General features: G+C 60.3%; 15 protein-coding genes, 1 tRNA gene and 1 pseudogene. 13 read left to right on the forward strand and 4 right to left on the reverse strand.

Annotated features, from left to right (window positions below; all coding sequences use genetic code 11):
* Nucleotides 1–15: 15 nt before the first annotated feature.
* The 3 genes and pseudogenes from GH983_RS08770 to GH983_RS24545 all read right to left on the reverse strand — a co-directional run bounded on the left by GH983_RS08770 (nt 16) and on the right by GH983_RS24545 (nt 5,972).
* Nucleotides 16–1,296 carry an MHYT domain-containing protein gene (locus GH983_RS08770; RefSeq protein WP_153762182.1) on the reverse strand — a complete coding sequence of 427 codons (1,281 nt, stop codon included), beginning with the start codon at nt 1,294–1,296 and terminating at the stop codon, nt 16–18.
* 378 nt (nt 1,297–1,674) lie between these two features.
* Nucleotides 1,675–2,595 (reverse strand): response regulator, encoded by a 921-nt coding sequence (locus GH983_RS08775; protein ID WP_153762183.1) that lies wholly within the window; start codon nt 2,593–2,595, stop codon nt 1,675–1,677.
* Nucleotides 2,588–5,972: pseudogene (locus tag GH983_RS24545) on the reverse strand (ATP-binding protein). Before GH983_RS24545 ends, GH983_RS08775 begins: the two are co-directional and overlap by 8 nt.
* Nucleotides 5,973–6,300: 328 nt before the next feature.
* Here GH983_RS24545 and urtA point away from each other — a divergent pair.
* The 7 genes from urtA (at nt 6,301) to GH983_RS08815 (ending at nt 12,866) form a co-directional block, all read left to right on the forward strand.
* Nucleotides 6,301–7,563, forward strand: a complete 1,263-nt coding sequence (gene urtA / locus GH983_RS08785) for an urea ABC transporter substrate-binding protein (RefSeq protein ID WP_069041394.1) — start codon at nt 6,301–6,303, stop codon at nt 7,561–7,563.
* 80 nt (nt 7,564–7,643) lie between these two features.
* Complete coding sequence (gene urtB / locus GH983_RS08790; RefSeq protein ID WP_054148106.1) at nt 7,644–8,570, forward strand: urea ABC transporter permease subunit UrtB; 927 nt, start codon at nt 7,644–7,646, stop codon at nt 8,568–8,570.
* 11 nt (nt 8,571–8,581) lie between these two features.
* Nucleotides 8,582–9,709 (forward strand): urea ABC transporter permease subunit UrtC, encoded by a 1,128-nt coding sequence (gene urtC / locus GH983_RS08795; protein WP_153762184.1) that lies wholly within the window; start codon nt 8,582–8,584, stop codon nt 9,707–9,709.
* An 11-nt stretch (nt 9,710–9,720) separates the two neighbouring features.
* A complete protein-coding gene (gene urtD / locus GH983_RS08800) occupies nt 9,721–10,479 on the forward strand; it encodes an urea ABC transporter ATP-binding protein UrtD (protein WP_054148142.1) in 759 nt (252 codons plus the stop codon).
* A gap of 9 nt (nt 10,480–10,488) precedes the next feature.
* Entirely contained in the window at nt 10,489–11,178 is a 690-nt protein-coding gene (gene urtE / locus GH983_RS08805) for an urea ABC transporter ATP-binding subunit UrtE (RefSeq protein WP_054148108.1), read from the forward strand.
* Between the two features lie 44 nt (nt 11,179–11,222).
* Nucleotides 11,223–12,455 (forward strand): formamidase, encoded by a 1,233-nt coding sequence (gene fmdA / locus GH983_RS08810; RefSeq protein ID WP_153762185.1) that lies wholly within the window; start codon nt 11,223–11,225, stop codon nt 12,453–12,455.
* A 75-nt stretch (nt 12,456–12,530) separates the two neighbouring features.
* Nucleotides 12,531–12,866, forward strand: a complete 336-nt coding sequence (locus GH983_RS08815; RefSeq protein WP_082347559.1) for a zinc ribbon domain-containing protein — start codon at nt 12,531–12,533, stop codon at nt 12,864–12,866.
* A 1,118-nt stretch (nt 12,867–13,984) separates the two neighbouring features.
* Here the strand turns inward: GH983_RS08815 and GH983_RS08820 are convergent.
* Nucleotides 13,985–14,074 (reverse strand) — tRNA-Ser (locus GH983_RS08820).
* A gap of 292 nt (nt 14,075–14,366) precedes the next feature.
* Between GH983_RS08820 and GH983_RS08825 the strand changes: the two genes are divergently transcribed.
* The 6 genes from GH983_RS08825 to GH983_RS08850 all read left to right on the forward strand — a co-directional run bounded on the left by GH983_RS08825 (nt 14,367) and on the right by GH983_RS08850 (nt 21,033).
* Nucleotides 14,367–15,431, forward strand: coding sequence for a septal ring lytic transglycosylase RlpA family protein (locus GH983_RS08825; protein ID WP_153762186.1), 1,065 nt, complete (start codon nt 14,367–14,369; stop codon nt 15,429–15,431).
* 62 nt (nt 15,432–15,493) lie between these two features.
* A complete protein-coding gene (locus GH983_RS08830; RefSeq protein WP_153762187.1) occupies nt 15,494–16,666 on the forward strand; it encodes a D-alanyl-D-alanine carboxypeptidase family protein in 1,173 nt (390 codons plus the stop codon).
* A gap of 118 nt (nt 16,667–16,784) precedes the next feature.
* Nucleotides 16,785–17,480, forward strand: coding sequence for a dTMP kinase (gene tmk, locus GH983_RS08835; RefSeq protein ID WP_153762188.1), 696 nt, complete (start codon nt 16,785–16,787; stop codon nt 17,478–17,480).
* Nucleotides 17,477–18,502, forward strand: a complete 1,026-nt coding sequence (locus GH983_RS08840; protein ID WP_054148113.1) for a DNA polymerase III subunit delta' — start codon at nt 17,477–17,479, stop codon at nt 18,500–18,502. Before tmk ends, GH983_RS08840 begins: the two co-directional genes overlap by 4 nt.
* Nucleotides 18,503–18,689: 187 nt before the next feature.
* Nucleotides 18,690–20,243 (forward strand): methionine--tRNA ligase, encoded by a 1,554-nt coding sequence (gene metG, locus GH983_RS08845; RefSeq protein WP_153762189.1) that lies wholly within the window; start codon nt 18,690–18,692, stop codon nt 20,241–20,243.
* A 4-nt stretch (nt 20,244–20,247) separates the two neighbouring features.
* Nucleotides 20,248–21,033: a TatD family hydrolase gene (locus GH983_RS08850; protein ID WP_153762190.1), complete on the forward strand. Its 786-nt coding sequence runs from the start codon at nt 20,248–20,250 to the stop codon at nt 21,031–21,033.
* The last annotated feature ends 3 nt before the right edge of the window (nt 21,034–21,036 follow it).

Genomic DNA, 21,036 nt, shown 5'->3' on the forward strand with positions numbered 1-21,036 from the left:
GGCAGGGGAATTGACCTAACGACAGTCGGGGGTGATGCCGCTTCTCGATGCTTTGAAGGCGGCGAGCTCAGACCGAAAGCCTGTCAGCCTCGACCGACTGACAGGCACCGTACGCCTGATCGGCGTATCCAGTTCGACCGCGCCCGAGTCACCGGTCTTCTTGATGCGGACAACGAAGAAGAGGTTCACGATATAGCTGCGATGGACCCGGGAAAAAATCGTCTCGGGCAGGCGTGCTGCGATGTCGGAGATCGACAGTGGGCAGAAAAGGTCGTCACGACCGTTGAAGATATAGGTGTAATGCGCGTTGGAATGAACCGAAACGATGTCATCTGCTGCAATGTGAAAACGCTTGCCGTTCCTTTCGATCGGCAGCAGGAGATCGTCTGCGGACAGAATTGGGGCAGGCGACGCAGCGACTGCGGCCACCATCGGGCCGGGTTCGGTCGCGGTCTGCATGAGGTGCTGCTCGGCCGGATTTAGCGAGATCGTTGGGGTAATGTCCGATTGGGGGCCTTCCGGTGGGCGCGCGTCTGGCACAGCATGTGCCGCGTTCCAGGCGTTCTCGCCGCGCGTATCTTTCGGCTCTGTTGGGACCAGCGCCAGCATGAACACGGCCGAGATGCTACAGGCGACCACGCTCACAATGGCTGCCAGTATGTCGCCGGACATCAAGGATGTCGTGTTTGCCACCTCTGCAGCGGCCAGATGCAGTGTCGTTCCTGCCATCGCCATATAGTGCATACCCGATACTGCGCAGCCGAGCACCACGGCACAGAGAAACAGTGGCGGTCGCCTGTCGGCGGAAAAGGCGAGCCAGAGCGCAAGGCCGGACGCAGCGATGGCAATCGCGATACTGGCCAGAGCGTAGGCGGGATCGTGCGTGAGATGAAATACCGAATGCACGGCCGTCATGCCGACATAGTGCATTGTGGTGATGCCAATGCCCATGAGCACTGCGGCGATCACCAGCAGGCGTTGCGATCGCAGGCTCGCAAGGTAGATCGCGACGCCCGTGACAAGACAGCAAATGAGGAATGAGAGAAGCGTGGGTACGACGGCATAGTCGATCGCGACGGCGGTGGTGATCGCCAGCATGCCGATGAAATGCATGCTCCAGATGCCGACTGAGAGCGTCATCGCCGAGCCTGCGATCAGGAGGCGGCGTCGGTTGGCAAAGGCGGCTGGTATGAGAAGCGCGAGACTGATGCCGACGTATCCCGCCTGGATTGCCACCACCACTGAAAGGGCGACGAGGACCGGGCTATAGCTGAACGATGTGGTGAGTTCCGTCATAGCTGTCTTTGCAACCTTCGGACATTCCTATGCATCGCTCATGCGATGGCACGAGCGATCGATACTGCGGCTTTCACTGATCTGCGTTCGGCTCGCCTCCCAGCCGCCTGGCCTCACACTATCCACACGCCGGACAACTTGTCGAGCCAGATGGCAGTGGTTGACTGAAACGCGGGTCACCTTTTGAACATCAGGATCATGAGGTCTGCGCAACACTGACTCCAGGTTCTCGCGGCAACGTCACGGCTTCAAGCTTGGACTCACGGGGGAGTATTCATCTTTGCATTCATGCTCTCCGGGTTCAGCAGGAACGCTTTGTCCCGAGATCCTTGAAACCGGCAGCGGGCCAGTTTGATGGCATTCGTGGTCGCTCTTTCATCATTCCCGCCACAGCACTCGCACGGCCAGAGTGGCGGCGGAGGTCCGCTTCTCGACAGCGAGTTTGTTGAAGATCTGCTCCATGTGCTTGTTTACGGTGCGCGGTGACATGTCCAGGATATCTGCAATTTCCTTGTTTGACTTTCCGTGGGCCACCCATAGGAGAACCTCCGCCTCACGCAGTGTCACGCCGAAGGCCCTTGCAAGCTGTTCCTCGTCGGCGCCGCGACGACGGTCGACAAGCCGCAGCAAAATCTCGTCGTCCCCGCTGTCCGAGAGGCGCCGAAACTCAATGTCGTGGCCAAGCCGCGCGTAATGAAAGACGTTCGGATTGCCGCCAACATCATTGCAAGCGCCGTCCGCCAGCCAGGAGAGGATCTCGAGCGGCAGATAGCTGTTGGTGTCTGCCCGTATACCGACCTTGGCCAAGAGATCCGATGCCTGGGGTGTCGACCAGGCGATCAGCCCGTTCGTGTCGCAAGCGACAATCCAGCGACCCGTAGAATCTAGAGCATGACGGGCCGACCGCGCGCGCTTAGAATTGCTCAGATGGACACGCATGCGGGCAAAGAGCTGATCGAGCCGGATCGGCTTGACGACAAAGTCGACGCCGCCTGATGCAAGCGCCTTCACGACATGCTCATTCTCGTTATACCCGGTCATGAAGATTACCGGCAGGTCTTCGAAGCCGCGGGCCGCCTTCAGAATCCTGCAGGTCTCGAAACCGTCCAGTCCAGGCATCATTGCGTCCATCAAGACGATGTCAGGCACTTTGAAATTGGCCATGGAAATGGCTGATCTTCCGCTGTTTGAGGTGTGCACCTCAAGGCCCTCAAGGCTGAGAGCGTCCGAGAGCATGGCGAGCGCCTCGCTGGAATCGTCTACAATCAGAACACGGTTGCCATCGAATGCGTCAGGCATGGCTCTTGGTATCCTCAATAATCGCCAGGAACTCGCGGAGGCGATAGTTCGTGGCCAGTTGGCGCATATGCCTGCAGAAGCGCTCTGTTCCAGGGGTGGAGATTTCCAGATCGTTGAGCATCGCTTCTATCGAACGGACGAAGCCTGTCTCGCCCAGCGTTTTGAGCTGCTGTAGCTTGCGCGGCTCGGGCAGTTCCTCCAGCGTGAAAGAAGGTCTTTGGGAAGCCTCGACGTGAACGCCGTCATCGAGAATCCATGTCAGCGGAATCAGGGTCGCCAGACGTTCGAACAGTCCTTCGAAATTGAAGGGCTTGATCAGGTAGGAATCAAAGAGCGGGGCATATTCGGGCTTGGTGCGTTCGTTTCCGGCATCGGCCGACAGGATCAGGATGGGAAGATCCCGGCCGTAACGTTGGCGGATGCGCTTGGCCACGTCCCACCCGGACATGCTGGGCATCGCAAGATCGAGAATGACAATATCCGGGCGATGGAGAGCGAGCGTGGAGAGGCAGGCCGGACCATCATTCACCGTTACCACCGAGAAACCGAGCGGGGTCAGAACCTCCTCCATCAGCGCCCGCTGGGTTGTATCGTCATCGGCTATGAGGATCATCCGGCGGCGTCCCTCATAGCCGGCGACGGCCAGAGCCGGCGCCACCATGTCCTCAGGCCTTTGCGCCTCGGAGAGCATCAGCCGGATGGTGAACTGTGTGCCCTTACCCGGGCGGCTTGCGAGCTTCAGGTCTCCGCCCATGATCTCGACCAACAGTCTCGTGATCGTGAGCCCAAGCCCCGTTCCTGGGGGCTGGGCCTGGCCGTGTGGTTGCTCCGCGCGTTCGAACGGCAGGAAGATCCGCTCCAGATCCTGCTGCTTGATGCCGACGCCGGTATCCTCGATTTCAAAGGTGGCCACTTGGCCGCGATAGGATAGCGTGAAGCAGACCTGCCCGCGATGGGTGAACTTGATGGCGTTTGAGAGCATGTTGATCAGCACCTGTCGCAGGCGCTTCTCGTCGGCGAACACATAATCCGGGATGGGGGAGGTGGCGCGGAACTCGAAGCCAATACCCTTGGCCTGGGCTTGCAGGCTGAACATATCGACAATCTGGTCGAGGAAAGGACCGAGCGCGATTTTGTGGCGGTAGATCTCAAATTTGCCGGCCTCGATCTTGGAGATATCAAGCAACCCCTCGATCATGTCGGCGAGATGCTCTCCGCTGCGCTTGATGGTCCGGGCGGCATTGTGGACGATGTTCGGCATGCCCTGCTGACGCTCAAGCACCTGGGCATAACCCAGGATCGCGGTCAGCGGCGTGCGTAGTTCGTAGTTCGTGGCTGAGGCCAACAACGTATTTGCTCTTGGCAAGATTGGCCGATTCCGCCGCCTCCTTCGCCTTCTGCAGCAGCCGGTCGGTTTCTTCATGCGCCCGGATTTCGTCCATGAGCAGCCTGGTGTGGCGACTGGCCTCTTCCTCTGCGAAGTCACGGCTCTCCTGTGCCAGAACGAAAAGCCAGGTGACGATGCCGGCCAGGATGAAGAGAATGATGTAGAGCTTCCAGAGCTCGAAGCCGATCAGTTCCGCAGCATCCGGATATTCGATCGTGCTCTGGAAGTGGATGAGCCAGAAGACGCTGCCCATAAAGGCGTTCACGACTGAGAAAAGCGCCAGATAGCGCATCACGCTGCCGTTCACCGCCTCGGCCACTCCGGCCGGCAGCCACGACTGGGCAAGTGACTTCGCCTGCTGGCTGAACCGCGCATCGGATTTGCAAATGTCGTGGCATCGTGCGTCCAGTGAGCAGCAAAGTGAGCAGATCGGTCCCGAATAGGCTGGGCAATGCGCCATGTCCTCCCGGTCGAACTTCAGTTCGCAGATCGAACATCCGGTATGCCCCTGGGCGTCGGCCTCAACGCAGCTCGTTCTGGCGATGTAGTAGCGCCCGCCCGTCGCCTTCGCAATCAAGGGTACGAGCAGGAACGGCAAAGCGAGTGCGACGTAGACATAAATCTTGGTGGCGAGCTCACCCATCAGCCCGCCATAGGCGGCGAAGGCCGCGAGCACGGCGATCGTCATCGAGCCGAAGCCAACCGGATTGATATCGTAGAGATGGGCCCGCTTGAATTCGATGATCGGTGGCGACAGGCCGAGAGGCTTTGCGATCATCAGGTCGGCGGCGATCGAGGCGGTCCAGGCGATCGCAACAATAGAATAGAGGCCGAGCACGGTCTCCAGCGCCTTGTAGATGCCGAATTCCATCAGCAACAGGCCGATCATCACGTTGAACACGAGCCAGACCACACGGCCCGGATGGCTGTGGGTCAGGCGCGAGAAGAAGTTCGACCAGGCGATGGAGCCTGCATAGGTATTCGTGACATTGATCTTGACCTGGCAGATCACAACAAAGATGCCGGTGACGCCGAGCGCAAATTCGGGTGAGCCCAGCATTTGGCTGAACACGGTCAGATACATCTGCGTCGGGTCGGATGCATCCTCGAATGCAACCCCATTGCGGAAGGCGTAAAAGGCGAGGAAGGAGCCTGCCAGAATCTTCAGCCCGCCGATCACGATCCAGCCGGGACCTGCACTGAGAAGAGCGACCCACCACTGGATTCGGTTCTTTTCGGTTTTACGTGGCAGGAAGCGGAGATAGTCCACCTGCTCACCGATCTGTGCGGCCAGCGAGAAGACCACGGCCGAGCAGAGACCAAAAAGCGCAACATCGAAGCTGTGGTCCATCGGGCCGAGGAGCCCGGTGTAACCGGTCCAGTCCCGCACCGGCTGCAGCCCCTGAGATGCTATGAAGACAAAGGGAGCAAGCTGTAGCACCACCCAGAAGGGCTGCGACCAGGCTTGAAACCGGCTGATGAACGTCACGCCGTGGGTGACCAGCGGAATGATCGCGACTGCACTGACGATATAGCCGATCGAGAGCGACAGTCCTGTAATCAACTCCAGCGCTTTGGCGATGATGGCGGCCTCAATGGCGAAGAAGAGGAAGGTGAAGCAGGCATAGATCAGCGAGGTGACCGTGGAGCCGAGATAGCCGAAACCGGCACCGCGGGTGAGCAGATCGATATCCACCCCGTAACGGGCGGCGCTGTAGGCGATCGGGATGCCGATCACCAGCATGACCGAGCATGCGACCAGAATCGCAAGCGTTGCATTGGTGAAGCCGTAGCTCAGGGTTATAGCCCCCCCGATCGCCTCCAGCGCCAGGAATGAAATGGCGCCTAGTGCCGTATTGGCGATCCGCCCCGGCGAGAAGCGACGCACCTCGTGTGCGGTGAAGCGGAGGGCATAATCCTCCAAGGTCTGGTTGGCGACCCACTTGTTGTAGGTCCGCCGAATTCTGGGAATCCGCTCGGCCTGGTTCAATTCATCCCCCTGCGACCGGCGACGGCCGATCACGCTGTACGCCCTCTCGCGAAGCAATTCTCGTACCAGTCAAAGAACGAGCGTTTTCATATCCCTACAAAAGACGGATGCGGGTCAAATGGACGGGTGACGCAGGCCCTTGGTTTCTCTTTGTTTCTCGGTCGGATTGCCTCAACTGGATACGACCTTAAGGGACAAAGACCCGGGTGGGTATACGTCAAACGCTCCATTGTTGCGTTGCACCAATTGCGACGAGGTTACCTCCAGTTGGCCGGTTCCCTCGCTGCTGGCCCTGCTGCAACCCTCCACAACGATGAAGAGGCACGCCATGTCTGACGACCCCAAAATCCCACCGCTGAGCATCAGTCGCCGAGCCCTGCTTGCAGGCGTGGCATCTATCCCGCTGTTGACGGCGCTGAGCACGCCGATCTTCGCGCAGGACACATCCACTGCAGTCGTCAATGCCACTGGCCTGGCTGTGACCGACGACACCGTGAAAGTGGGCATCCTGCATTCTGTTACCGGCACCATGGCGATTTCCGAGACCGGCTCGGTTCAAGCTGAAAAGCTCGCCATCGAACAGATCAATGCCAGTGGCGGCATTCTTGGTCGCAAGATCGAGGTGATCCAGGAAGACGGTGCCTCCGACTGGCCGACCTTCGCCGAAAAGGCGAAGAAGCTGCTCGTTGAGGACAAGGTCGCGGCCGTCTTCGGTTGCTGGACCTCGGCTTCGCGCAAGGCTGTTCTGCCCGTCTTCGAGCAGTATAACGGCATGCTTTACTATCCGACATTCTACGAAGGGCTCGAGCAGTCGCCCAACGTCATTTACACCGGTCAGGAAGCAACCCAGCAGATTCTCGCTGGCATTGACTGGGTGGTAAAGGAGAAGGGCGCAAAGAGCTTCTATCTGCTCGGCTCTGACTATATCTGGCCGCGCACGTCCAACAAGATCGCCCGCAAGCACATCGAGAAACTCGGCCTCGAAGTTGTCGGCGAGGAATACTACCCGCTCGGGCATACCCAGTTCAATTCGGTGATCAACAAGATCAAGCTGAAGAAGCCCGATGTCATCTATGCCATCGTCGTCGGTGGCTCGAACGTTGCGTTCTACAAGCAGCTGAAGGCTGCCGGCATTGATATGACCAAGGAGAAGCCGCTGCTTCTCACGATCTCGGTCACCGAGGACGAGATCCTCGGCATTGGCGGCGAGAACATGGTGGGCGCCTATGCCGCCATGAAATACTTCCAGAGCCTGCCGAACGACAACAACACGTCCTTTGTCGCCGAGTTCAAGAAGATGTGGGGCGACGACATCGTCATCGGCGACGTCACCCAGGCCGCCTATCTCGGCCCTTGGCTGTGGAAGGCGGCGGTGGAGAAGGCTGGTTCCTTCGACATCGACAAGGTGCGCGCCGCTTCGCCTGGCATCGAACTGACGACGGCACCGGAAGGCTATGTGAAGGTCCACGAGAACCACCACCTTTGGTCCAAGACCCGCATCGGGCACGCCCGTGCCGACGGCCAGTACGACGTCGTCTACGAGACGACGGACCTGATGGAGCCGGACCCGTTCCCGGAAGGCTATCAATAAGCATTGTTCCCCGCCTGGAGGGCCGGCACAGGCCGGCCCCCTTTTTCCCGAACGTTTTCGAGGGCATGCGAGGTGACGCAATGATCGGCGAGTATACCTATAGTGAATTCTTCTCGATCCTGGCCATGCAGGGTTTTGCAGGGTTGATCCTGTTTTCCGTCTTCGTGCTGATGGCGCTCGGTCTTGCCATCATCTTCGGACAGATGGGGGTAATAAACATGGCGCATGGGGAGTTCATGATCCTTGGCGCCTATGTCACCTATCTCGTCTCCACTTTGGTGACTGCCTATCTGCCCGCGCTTTTCCCCTTCTACTTCTTCGTTGCCATGGCGCTCGCTTTCGCCGCCTCTTTTTCGCTTGGCGTGTTCGTGGAATGGGCGCTGATCCGCCATCTCTACCGCCGCCCTCTGGACACGCTGCTCGCCACCTGGGGCCTATCGCTCGTCCTGCAGCAACTCTATCGCTCGGTCTTTGGTGCCCGAGAGGTCGGCGTGACCCTGCCCGACTGGATGATGGGCTCCGTTGCCGTCAGTGACACGATCGAGGTGCCGCTCAACGGTCTCTTCGTCATGGCCCTTACCCTGATCATCGCGGGCGCCGTCTATTTCCTTATGTATCGCTCCTCCTGGGGCAAGCGGGTGCGCGCCGTGGTGCAGAACCGCGTCATGGCCGGTGCCGTCGGTATCAATACCAAGAAAGTCGATCGCATGACCTTCGGTCTCGGTTGCGGCATCGCCGGCATTGCCGGTTCTGCCTTTACCATGATCGGCTCGACCGGTCCGACCGCCGGACAGCTGTACATCGTCGATACCTTCCTCGTTGTCGTCTTTGGCGGTGCAGGCAGCTTGATCGGCACCATCGCCTCGGCCTTCACCATCTCCCAGGCCCAGTCAACGATGGAATTCTTCCTTAGCGGCTCCATGGCCAAGGTCCTGACGCTGCTGACCGTCGTGGGCATCCTGATGCTGCGCCCGCAAGGCCTCTTCTCCCTCAACATCCGCCGCTAAGGAGACCTCCCATGCCTGCTGTCGGCTTTCTCTTTACCCGCAAGGAATGGCTCTACTTTGCTATCCTTGCCGCGCTGCTCCTCGTTGTTCTGCCCCTTGGCTTCGACATCTTCCGGCTCAATCTGATCGGCAAGTATCTGACCTATGCCTTCGTTGCCGTCGGCCTCGTGCTTCTGTGGGGCAATGGCGGCATCCTCAGCCTCGGTCAGGGGATCTTCTTCGGCCTCGGCGGCTACTGCATGGCCATGTTCCTGAAGCTTGAGGCCTCCACGCCTGAAGCGACGAAGATCCAATCGACGCCGGGTATTCCCGACTTCATGGATTGGAACCAGATCACTGCGCTGCCGTCGTGGTGGGCGCCCTTCTATTCCTTCTCCTTCACGCTTGTGGCCATCATCCTGGTGCCATCGGTTTTCGCCTTCATCATCGGGGCGGCCATGTTCAAGCGACGGGTCGGTGGGGTCTATTTCGCCATCATCACCCAGGCCGTTGCCGCGATCCTCACCATCCTGATCATCGGCCAGCAGGGCTATACCGGCGGTGTCAACGGGATCACCGATCTCAGGACTTTGCTCGGCTGGGATATTCGTACCGACGAGGCAAAGCTGATCCTCTACTTCGTCAACGCCATCTTGCTCATCGGGGTCCTCCTCCTGGCGCAGGCGGTCCGCATCTCGAAGTTCGGACGGCTGCTAATCGCCATGCGGGACCGGGAGGACCGGGTTCGCTTCTCCGGCTATGACGTTGCCAATTTCAAGATCTTCATCTTTTGCCTGGCCGCCGCGATGTCAGCCATCGGTGGTGCGATGTTCACGCTGCAGGTCGGCTTCATGTCGCCGTCCTTCGTCGGCATCGTGCCATCCATCGAGATGGTGATCTTTGCGGCCGTTGGCGGACGCCTGTCGCTGTTCGGGGCGATCTATGGCGCGCTTCTCGTCAATGCCGCCAAGACGACCTTTTCCGAGAGCTTCCCCGAGCTGTGGCTGTTCGCCATGGGCGGTCTGTTCATCGCTGTCGTCATGGCCTTCCCCTACGGCCTGGCGGGCCTCGTCAAGGACCATGTCGAGCCCTTCTTCGCACGTCGGATGCCTGGCTTCCTGAAACGCGCGCCGCTGACGCAGCCGCAAGCAGCCGAATGATGGAGGCGATCATGCAAGTTGCTGCCCAGCCCGCCCGAGACTTCATCCTCAGCATTGATGCGCTCACCGTGTCATTCGACGGCTTCAAGGCGGTGAACGATCTCTCGCTCTATGTCGATGAGAACGAGATCCGGGTGATCATCGGCCCGAACGGGGCCGGTAAGACCACGGTCCTCGACCTCATCTGCGGACGCACAAAGGCGACGTCCGGTTCGATCCGTTTCGATGGGCGCGAGCTCACCCGAATGCGCGAGCACGAGATCGTGCATGCCGGCGTCGGGCGAAAATTTCAGAATCCATCGATCTACGAAGATCTCACCGTCTTCGAAAACCTTGAACTCTCCTTTCCCCGAGGACGCTCCGTCTTCGGCGCGCTCACATTCCGACGCGACCGCGAGGTGATCGAGCGGGTCGAGGAAGTGGCCGAACTGATCTTCCTCAAGGATCACCTGAATACCGACGCGGCGATCCTCAGCCATGGCCAAAAGCAGTGGCTGGAGATCGGCATGCTGCTGATCCAGAAGCCACGGCTTCTGATGCTAGACGAGCCGGTTGCCGGCATGAGTGTGGCCGAACGCATCAAGACGGCAGAGCTCCTCAACACGATCACGAAGAACCAGTCGGTCATCGTCATCGAGCACGACATGAAGTTCGTCGAGGACATCGCCCACCGCGTCACCGTGCTGCACCAGGGCAAGGTCCTGTCGGAAGGCAGCATGGAGCGCGTCAAGAACGACCCCCGGGTCGTCGAAGTCTATCTCGGTCACTAGGAGATCGTCATGCTGTCTGTCGAAAAACTGAAGGTCAGCTACGGCCAGAGCGAGGTCATTCACGGTCTGTCCTTTGACGTCAAACCCGCCGAGATCGTTGCGATCATGGGTCGCAACGGTATGGGCAAGACGACGCTGATGAAGTCGCTGATGGGGGTCGTTCCCTCCGCCGCCGGATCGATCCGGATCGGCGAGACCCCGGTCGAGCGGCTCGAAAGCTACGAACGTGTGGCCAAAGGGCTCGCCTATGTGCCGCAGGGGCGGATGATCTTCTCCACACTCACCGTCCAGGAAAACATCGAGACGGGGCTCACTGTTACCGGCGAAAAGTCCGTGCCGGGGCAGATCTACGAGCTTTTCCCCGTCCTGCTCGAGATGAAGGGGCGGCGCGGCGGCAATCTCTCCGGCGGCCAGCAGCAACAGCTGGCGATCGCCCGCGCGCTTGCGTCGAAGCCGAAGGTGCTGCTGCTCGACGAGCCGACCGAAGGCATTCAGCCGTCGATCATCAAGGAGATGGCGCGAACGCTCTGCCGGATCCGCGACGAGATCGGTCTTTCCATCGTCGTCTCTGAACAGGTGTTGAGCTTTGCGCTCGACATGGCCGACCGGGTGCTGGTGATCGAAAAGGGCGAGATCGTCCATGAGGCGCCGCGCGCCGGTATCGACGAGGCGCGCGTCTCCAGCTTCCTCTCCGTCTGACCCACCAAACCAAGTCGCTTCACACCCAAGGAAGGAGCCAAGCCATGCCCGATACACTGATCAAGGTTGATCTCAACGAGTCGCCCTATACCAACGAGAAGATCCACAACCGCTGGCACCCTGATATTCCGATGGCCTGCTGGGTCGAGCCGGGCGACGACTTCCGGGTCGAGACCTATGACTGGACCGGCGGCCAGATCAAGAATGACGACGACGCCGCTGACGTGCGCGACGTAGACTTGAGCCAGGTGCATTTCCTGTCCGGACCGATCGGCGTCAAGGGTGCTCAACCCGGCGACCTGCTGGTGGTCGACATTCTCGACATCGGTGCTTTCGATAACTCTCTCTGGGGTTTCAACGGCTTCTTTTCCAAGAAGAACGGTGGTGGCTTCCTGACCGAGCACTTCCCCGAGGCGCAAAAGTCTATCTGGGATTTCCACGGCATGTTCACTTCCTCGCGCCACGTGCCAGGCGTCAAATATGCCGGGCTCATCCATCCAGGCCTGATCGGCTGCCTGCCGGATCACAAGATGCTTGAGATGTGGAACAGCCGGGAAAAGGCGCTGTTCGACACGGATCCGGCCCGCGTTCCCCCGCTCGCCGCCCTGCCGGATGGTGGTTCGACCGCCCATATGGGCAGCCTCAAGGGGGAGGGGCGCGACAAGGCCGCAGCCGAAGGTGCGCGCACCGTGCCGCCGCGCGAGCATGGCGGTAATTGCGACATCAAGGACCTGTCGCGCGGTTCGAAGATCTATTTCCCCGTCTATATCGACGGTGCGGGTCTTTCGATGGGCGACCTGCATTTCAGCCAGGGCGACGGCGAGATCACCTTCTGCGGTGCCATCGAAATGGCAGGCTGGCTGCATATCAAGGTTTCGCTGATCAAGGACGGCATGGCGAAATATGGGATCAAGAACCCGATCTTCCGGCCGTCACCGATCACGCCGAAATACGACGACTACCTGATCTTCGAGGGCATCTCCGTCGATGAGGGCGGCAAGCAGCACTACCTCGACGTCCACATCGCCTATCGCCAGGCGTGCCTGAACGCGATCGAATACATGACCAAGTTCGGTTACACCCGGGCGCAAGCCTATGCGATCCTCGGCACAGCCCCGGTCCAGGGTCACATCTCGGGCGTCGTCGACATCCCAAATGCCTGCGCGACGCTCTGGCTCCCGCTCGACATCTTCGAATTCGACATGAAGCCCGGTGCCGATGGGCCGAAGAAGTTCCTCGACGGCAAGATCGACGTGCCATTGGCCCACGACCTGTGAGGTGGTGCGGAGGGCGTCGATAGACCATCCGCGCCCTCCGCACCTTTCTGCAGCCCCTTGATGGAGAGACAGAGCATGCCGAACTACGACTACAACTGCACGGACTGTGGCGGATTTACTCAGAACCGCCCAATGGCGATGTCCGGTGATCCTTGCGACTGCCCACATTGCGGCGCGGCCTCGCCCAGGGCCTTCTTCTCGACCCCCTTCTTCGCATTGATGGACAATGCGACCCGCAGTGCGATCGGCACCAACGAGCGATCTGCCCATGAGCCGAAGACATCGAAGTCGCTTGGTCACGGCGCTGGATGTGTCTGCTGCAGTGGTGCACCGAAAAAATCCAAAACAATCTTTCGCGCCGATGGCGCAAAGACCTTTCCTTCCGCACGCCCCTGGATGATCAGTCACTGATGGCGGATCTGTTCACGAGGCAAGCGTCAACATGTCCTGGTATTCGCCAGGCCCAAACCAAACCCATGGCCTGGCCACCGCCGCTCCAAGTGCTGCTTCGTGACGTTTCTCGGAAGGCCCGCGTGGGTTGATCCTGAACAGGCTTCAGGAAGAACTGCAGGGGCGTTCGGTTATCCGTCTTGATGAAGACTTCTACCTGCATTCCAGCGTCCAGGGGCAGAGGCGAAAGGCGCGCCAGCCGCAGCTTACAGAGCGTTGTCATCCCTTCGCTCCCCGCCCGCGTTTTCCCTTCAGTGCCGCCTCGCGCCCGGCGCGGATTCGATGCCACTTCGCGTGACCAAGAGCACAGAATTCTCGGCGACCAAATTCGACGACGATCCAGCCAAAGCTGCTTCCGTGATCTGATCTTCAGCCTCTGAGATGTGAAAGCGCTTCATGTCCTTGGGAGATGCCCAAGGGATACTGCCACCGGTCCAGTGCGCCGCGCTTGATTTGTCGGGCGTGCCTCCGCCTTGCCAGGAACCAAGCTGGCTCAGAATCGCCTCAACCTACCAACTCGGCAGTTCCCTCGTTCCACCGCCTCTGGCAATTCGTCGCCCGTTGATCCGTTGAGGACCTTCAGCGGCTTCGCGAATGCCGTGTTTTCCTTGGTTTGGCGCCAAATGGTGGCGACACTTACCGCAATCGCAACGCAACGTCCTGAGCCGACAGGAAGCGCTCGTCTTCAACTCCGCCCTCGAAGCCGGGTTTAAACGTGCGGGCAGCTTTTGTGGAAGATGTTGCTTCGGGCGTTCCAGCTAGTGGCGCAGCCGAAGGTGCCCGCACCTCCGTCCGCACTTCCTCGCAAGGTGAACTCGATTCGAGAAGATCCGTGGAAGAGGGGAGCGAGGGAGAGCTGCATTCAGACATGGAAGTCCCTTCTGAAGGACTGAGCACGTCTTGCGCAAAGGTTCTATGCCTATACCAGTGCGGTGTGATCGAATGTCATCGCATTTGGAAATGCTGAGTCTGCCCCGTGATCCACAGGTCTCCGCGTCGGTTTGACGTCAGTTGTGCGTGGCGGGCCAGAATTTTCGACCCACAAGAAAAAAATGGATTCAGTGTCTTGGTTATAATAATGGCGGATGGGGTGGGATTCGAACCCACGGTACGGTCTCCCGCACGCCGGTTTTCAAGACCGGTTCCTTAAACCACTCGGACACCCATCCGGACGGCTGCGTTATGCGCAAACCTGCAGGATTTGGCAAGGGTGTGCTCTAGCAAATTGTAAGGCATACGCGGGCGCCTTGGCTGGTGCTCAAAACCTGTTTTCGACAGTGCCGAGCGGCAACGATGCGTTAACCATGCTCATCGAATCCGGAACGGAATGATCGCTGAAATTGTGACTTTTCCCATTTTGGCCATTTTTGCACAGCCTTCATTGCGCGCAAGTGAGCGGAGGCATGGGGGCCTCTTGGACAGGGCGCAGATGATCAGCGTCCGCGATCTGAAGTGGGACACATGCATCTGACGACGCGCGGCCTCTTGGCCAATTCCCGGAAGTGGCTGGCGCTAACCCTGCTCTGTGCCTTTACCGCGTCCTGCTCGACCACCAAGGACACGGCTGAAAAACCGAAGCGCTCGAAGGAATATTTCGCCGAGTCCGTTTATGGCGTGAAGGCGAGCCCGAGGGTTGTGGCGAGCGGTCCGATCCCGAAGGGCGGTGGCCGCTATATGGTCGGCAAGCCCTATGTGGTGAAGGGAAAGACCTTCGTGCCGAAGGAAAATCCGCGCTACGACAAGGTGGGTGTCGCGTCCTGGTATGGCGATGCCTTCCACGGCCGGCTGACCGCCAATGGCGAGCTCTACGACAAGGAACATCTGTCGGCCGCCCATCCGACACTGCCTCTGCCGAGTTATGCCCGTGTCACCAATCTCAACACCGGCAGCTCTGTCATCGTGCGAATCAATGATCGTGGACCGTTTCACAAGGGGCGGATCATCGATCTGTCGCGCAAGACGGCTGACATGCTCGACATGAAGCACAGCGGTACAGGCGAGGTGCGGGTGCAGTATATCGGGCCGGCACGCATGGACGGCCACGATATGCCCTATCTGATGGCCTCCTACATCCGCAAGGGCGAGCGCGGACCGGTCATCGATCCGGGCGGCCAGATCGCCTCCGGCGTGATGGTGGCGTCGAATGAGACCAATACGCCCGATTATCAGCCGCCAGTGGCCACGACCTACCAGACGGCGCTCGCAGGGCCGACACCGAGCGGCAATACGGCGCCTCAGACGCTCGATGCGCAGCTGCTGATGCAGGCGGGCACGGCCGCCCCGGGTGCCGTGGTCTCAGGCGAAAGCTTCGCGGCCCTTCCGGACTTTGGGCCGATGCCGATGGCGCGTCCTCACCATATCGACGGTTACGACGGATCCGGCTACGCGGCAGCCTATGCACCCGAACGTCCGGAAGCCGGCGCGCTTGCCTTCGAGGCTATTCTCGTGCGCAATGACGGTCTCACCGAGCGTTCGATTCTCGCTTCGGTCGCAAAGGGCGGGATCACGCTCTCCAGCGGGCGCTGAACCCGCAGCGACCGTGCTGGAAAAGGCGCATCACTGTTGAGCCGGCCAGCCGAAGTGTGAACATGCGTCTTATCCTCTCCGCCTTCCTGCTGCTGGCATTGCTGTCACCAAACGGGTCCATCACGAGCACCGCACGGGCGCAAGCAGTTCCGACACCGCAGTTGATTGAAACCAAGGCGGCCCAGGCCTATCTGGTCGAGGCGTCGACCGGCACGGTTCTGCTCGCCAAGAACGAGCGACAGAGTTTTGCGCCGGCATCGCTTGCCAAGCTGATGACGCTGGAAGTGGTCTTCGATGCGCTCAAGAAGGGCGAAATCAGGCCGGATACGATCTATCCAGTCTCGGAATACGCCTGGCGGACAGGCGGCGCACCGTCCCGCACCTCAACGATGTTCGCTGCCGTGAAAAGCCAGGTTCCGGTCGCCGATCTGATCAGGGGCATCGCGGTGCAGACCGCCAATGACGGCTGCCTGATCATCGCTGAGGGCATGGCTGGCTCGGAGGCGAAGTTCGTCGAGCGGATGAATGCGCGGGCGGCCGAACTCGGACTTGTCGAAAGCCGTTTCGGCAATGCCACCGGTTTGCCGCATCCAGACAACCGGTCGACCCTTTATGACCTGGTGAAGCTCTCGCGCCATCTGGTCGCAACCTATCCCGATCTCTACCAGACCTTCGGCCTGCCGGAATTCGAGTGGAACAAGATCCTCCAGCGCAACCGCAATCCGCTTCTGTCGTTCGGCGCCGATGGGCTTGGGACCGGCTTTGCCGAAGGCAGCGGCTTTGCCATCGTCGCCTCGATCGAGCGCGACGGGCGACGGCTGTTTCTGGGGCTGAGCGGCGTTGCAACCGACAAGGAGCGGACGGAAGAGGCAAGACGTTTGCTGAACTGGGGTTTTGACAGCTTCGAGATGCGCACCCTGTTCCAGACCGGCGAGATCATCGGTGAGGCGAGCATCTATGGCGGGGCGCAGTCCAAGGTCCCGCTGGTCGCCGCGCAGCCAGTGGAAGTTTATGTCCCCGTCAACAATCCGGAACGTCTGCAGGCACGCATCGTCTATCGCTGGCCGCTCAATCCGCCGGTTGCAGCCGACGCCGCGATCGCTACGCTCAATGTCTTCTCAGGCGATCGACCGCTGGTCAGCGTGCCCTTGAAGAGTGCCGAAGCCGTCGAAGTCGGAACGCTCAGTCAGCGGGCCTGGGATGCCTTGATAGAGCTCCTGTTTTTCTGGATCTGACGGAAAATTTGGAGCCTCCAGGTCATCAGCGGTTTCGCAGGCTGCCATCTTGGTTTAGAGCCGTAGGAAAGCCCGAGGGGCTGGTTCTGAAACGCTTCAGGCGGGAAGTAGCAAGGCATTGACGACGGCGCGCGGATTGTTCGTGAGTTTCGAGGGAGGCGAGGGGGCCGGGAAATCGACCCAGATCCGCCTGCTGGCCGAGAACTTGCGCGCGAAGGGCCACACGGTCGTCACCACACGCGAGCCGGGCGGATCGCCGGGTGCTGAAGCCCTCCGCCATGTGCTCCTGTCCGGCGCCGCCGAGGCCTTCGGAGTGCGCATGGAAGCGCTCTTGTTTGCCGCCGCCCGTGCCGATCATCTGGATTGCGTGATCCGGCCGGCGCTCGCCCGCGGCGATATCGTGCTCTGCGACCGCTTTGTCGATTCCTCCCGCGTCTATCAGGGTGTCACCGGCAATATCGAGCCGCCGCTTATGGCGGCCCTTGAGCGCGTTTCGATCGGCACCACCATGCCCGATGTAACGCTGGTGCTGGACTTGTCAGCCGATGTCGGCCTCCAGCGCGCCCGCAAACGGGCAGGGGAGGAGGCGGCAACTGCTGCCCCCGATCGCTTCGAAAAGGAAAAGCTCGAGATCCACGAGAAGCGCAGGCAGGGCTTCCTCGATATTGCCAGCCGTGAACCGGAACGCTGCCGCGTGATCGATGCGTCGCACGACCAGGCCAGGATCGCCAGCGGTATACTGTCGGAGGTATTGCAGGTCATAACGCGCAAGGCGGCGACACCCGGCGACAGCGGACAGGCGGCACGCTCATGAGCGAGGAGAGGGCGGGGCTTCTTGACGGGGCGATTGCACCCGTCAGCAATCGGCATCTCTTCGGTCACGAAGCCGCAGAGGCGTTCTTGGCGCGCAGCTACCGTTCGGGCAAGGGCCACCACGCCGTGCTGATCGAGGGGCCGGAAGGCATCGGCAAGGCAACGCTTGCCTTCCGTTTCGCCAACCACATCCTGCGCCATCCTGATCCGGCAAGCGCACCGGAGGTGATTTCTGATCCGGATCCCGAGCATCCGGTCACCCGCCAGCTCGCTTCCGGGGCAAGTCACAACCTTCTGCACCTTTCGCGGCCGGTCGATGAAAAGACCGGACGGGTCAAAACCGCGATCACCGTCGACGAGGTCCGCAAGGCCGGACATTTCTTCGCCCAGACCTCGGGCACCGGAAACTGGCGCATCGTGATCATCGACCCGGCCGACGACCTCAACCGCAACGCGGCGAATGCGATTCTGAAGATCCTCGAAGAGCCGCCGAAGCGGGCAATGTTCCTGGTGCTCTCCCATGCCCCAGGCAAGCTTTTGCCGACCATTCGCTCGCGTTGCCTGCCGCTCCGGCTGCACGAACTGCCACCTCAGGCGATGGATCAGGCGCTCGGACAACTGGGTCTCACGATCCCGGCCGAAAAGCGCGAAGCCGTGCTGACGCTCGCCAAGGGCAGCGTCGCCCGCGCGTTGAAGCTCGTCAATTACGGTGGCGCCGACATTCTCGACGCCTTTGAGCAGATGCTGGCTGCATCCGGCCCCGCGCAGCGCAAGATGATGTTCAAGATCGCCGATGCGCTCTCGGGCAAGGACAGCGAGGTCGCCTTCGGCTTCTTCGTTGAACATCTGGGCGACCACCTGGCCGAAACCGCGAGAAGCCTCGCGCTGACGGGCGATCTCTCAGGCGCCGAGCACTATGCGCGGCTTTCGTCTGTCATCAATCAGCAGCTCGGCATTGCCGCGGCCTACAATCTCGATCGCAAGCAGACCATGCTCGACGTGCTCGCGGCGATCGTGCGCTGACGGGCGCGATTACCCGTCTTCATGGCGCTGCAGCAAAACGGATGTTCCTAAAGCCTGAGGAATGTTTTAAGAGCGTTCGACCCCATTTGTTTTCGCTGTTCATGGCAGGCCGCTGCGCGCCGCCATGGTCAGGCGCCGAGACAACAGCACACGACAATCGCAACCGACGAAAAGACAACAAGAAGCCATGAGCGATCCCTTCTACATCACGACTGCCATCTCCTATCCGAACGGCAAGCCGCATATCGGCCATGCCTATGAGCTGATCGCGACCGACGCCATGGCGCGGTTTCAGCGGCTCGACGGCCGGGATGTGTTCTTCCTGACGGGCACGGATGAACACGGGCAGAAGATGCAGCAGACGGCACGCGCCGAGGGCATTTCGCCGGAAGAGCTTGCCGAGCGCAATTCCAACGAATTCCGCGAAATGGGCAAGTTGCTCAATTCCTCGAATGATGACTTCATCCGCACGACCGAAAAGCGCCATCACGAGACGGTGCAGGAAGTCTGGCGCCGGATGGAGAAGAACGGCGACATCTACAAGGGTGGCTATGCCGGCTGGTATTCGGTGCGCGACGAGGCCTATTACCAGGAAGAGGAAACCGAAGTGCGGCCCGATGGCGTGCGCTACGGTCCCCAGGGCACGCCGGTCGAATGGGTGGAAGAGGAAAGCTACTTCTTCAAGCTCTCGTCCTATGAAGACAAGCTTCTCAAGCTCTACGAGGACCAGCCTGATTTCATCGGTCCGAACGAGCGCCGCAACGAGGTGATTTCCTTCGTCAAGTCGGGTCTGAAGGACCTGTCGATCTCGCGCACCACCTTCGACTGGGGCATTAAGGTGCCCGGTGATGACAAGCATGTCATGTATGTCTGGGTCGATGCGCTCACCAATTACATCACAGCCACCGGTTATGTCGAAGACGAAAACGGCCCGCGCGCCAAATACTGGCCGGCCGACGTGCATATCATCGGCAAGGACATCATCCGCTTCCACGCCGTCTATTGGCCGGCCTTCCTGATGTCGGCGGGTCTGCCTTTGCCCCGCCGAGTCTATGCCCATGGCTTCCTGCTCAACAAGGGCGAGAAGATGTCGAAGTCGCTCGGCAATGTCGTCGATCCGGTGAACCTCGTGAACCATTTCGGCCTCGACCAGGTCCGCTATTTCTTCCTGCGCGAAGTTTCTTTCGGCCAGGATGGCAGCTATTCGGAAGAAGGCATTGGGACACGCATCAATGCCGATCTCGCCAATGGCATCGGCAATCTCGCTTCACGCTCGCTGTCGATGATCAACAAGAACTGCGAGGGCAGGGTGCCAACACCCGGCCCGCTGACACCGGAAGACGAGGCGATCCTGAAGATTGCCGACGAGGCGATCGATATCTGCCGCGAGGAAATGGGCAAGCAGCAGATCCACAAGGCGGTCGCTGCCATCATCAACATCGTCAACGAGGCCGACCGCTATTTCGCGGCCCAGGCACCGTGGGTTCTGAAGAAGACCGACGAGGCGCGGATGGGCACGGTGCTTTATGTGACGGCGGACGTTGTGCGCCAGATCGCGGTCCTCTTCCAGCCAATCATGCCGGAAACTTCGGCGAAGATCCTCGATCTGGTCGCCGTGGCTGAGGAAGACCGCGTCTTCGCCAAGCTCGGCGCTGCAGGACGTCTGCAGCCGGGCACGGAACTGCCGGCACCCTCGCCGGTCTATCCGCGCTACGTTGCCCCGGACGCGGGCAAGGCGTGAGACGATGTTGATCGATACCCATTGCCATCTGGATTTCGCCGATTTCGACGCTGAGCGTGACGAGCTTGTCACGCGCGCGCATCAGGCCGGCGTGAAACAGATGGTGACGATCTCGACGCGGGTTCGCAAGCTTCCGACGTTGCTGGCGCTCACCGAGCGTTACCCCAGCGTCTTCTGCTCGGTCGGTACGCATCCGAACAATGCCGGCGACGAGCTGGATGTGACGGCAGATGAACTGGTGGAACTTGCGGAAAGCCACGAGAAGATCGTGGCGATCGGCGAGGCTGGTCTCGACTATTTCTACGACACGCAGAAGCCCGAGGACCAGAAGACGGGCCTGATCCGCCATATCGAGGCGGCGCGGCGCACGGGCCTGCCGCTCGTCATTCACAGCCGCAGCGCTGATGAAGATATGGCTGCCATCCTGACCGAGGAAACAGGGAAGGGCGCCTTCCCCTTCATTCTGCACTGCTTCTCGTCCGGCCAGGCGCTTGCCGATACCGGTGTGGCGCTCGGCGGCTATGTTTCCTTCTCCGGCATCGTGACCTTCCCCAAGTCGGAAGAGCTGCGTGAGATCGCAAAAACTGTGCCGATGGACCGGCTGTTGGTCGAGACGGACGCGCCGTATCTGGCGCCGAAGCGCTGGCGTGGAAAACGCAACGAACCGTCCTATGTGGTCAACACGGCCGAGGTTCTGGCCGAGGTGAAAGGCCTGAGCTACGCGGAGATGGCAGACGTGACGACAGAGAACGCCTTCCGCTGCTTCTCGAAGATGCCCAGGCTGGGCTGAGGG

Origin of the sequence: Agrobacterium sp. MA01, assembly GCF_009650195.1 — a bacterium.
Lineage (GTDB): Bacteria > Pseudomonadota > Alphaproteobacteria > Rhizobiales > Rhizobiaceae > Allorhizobium.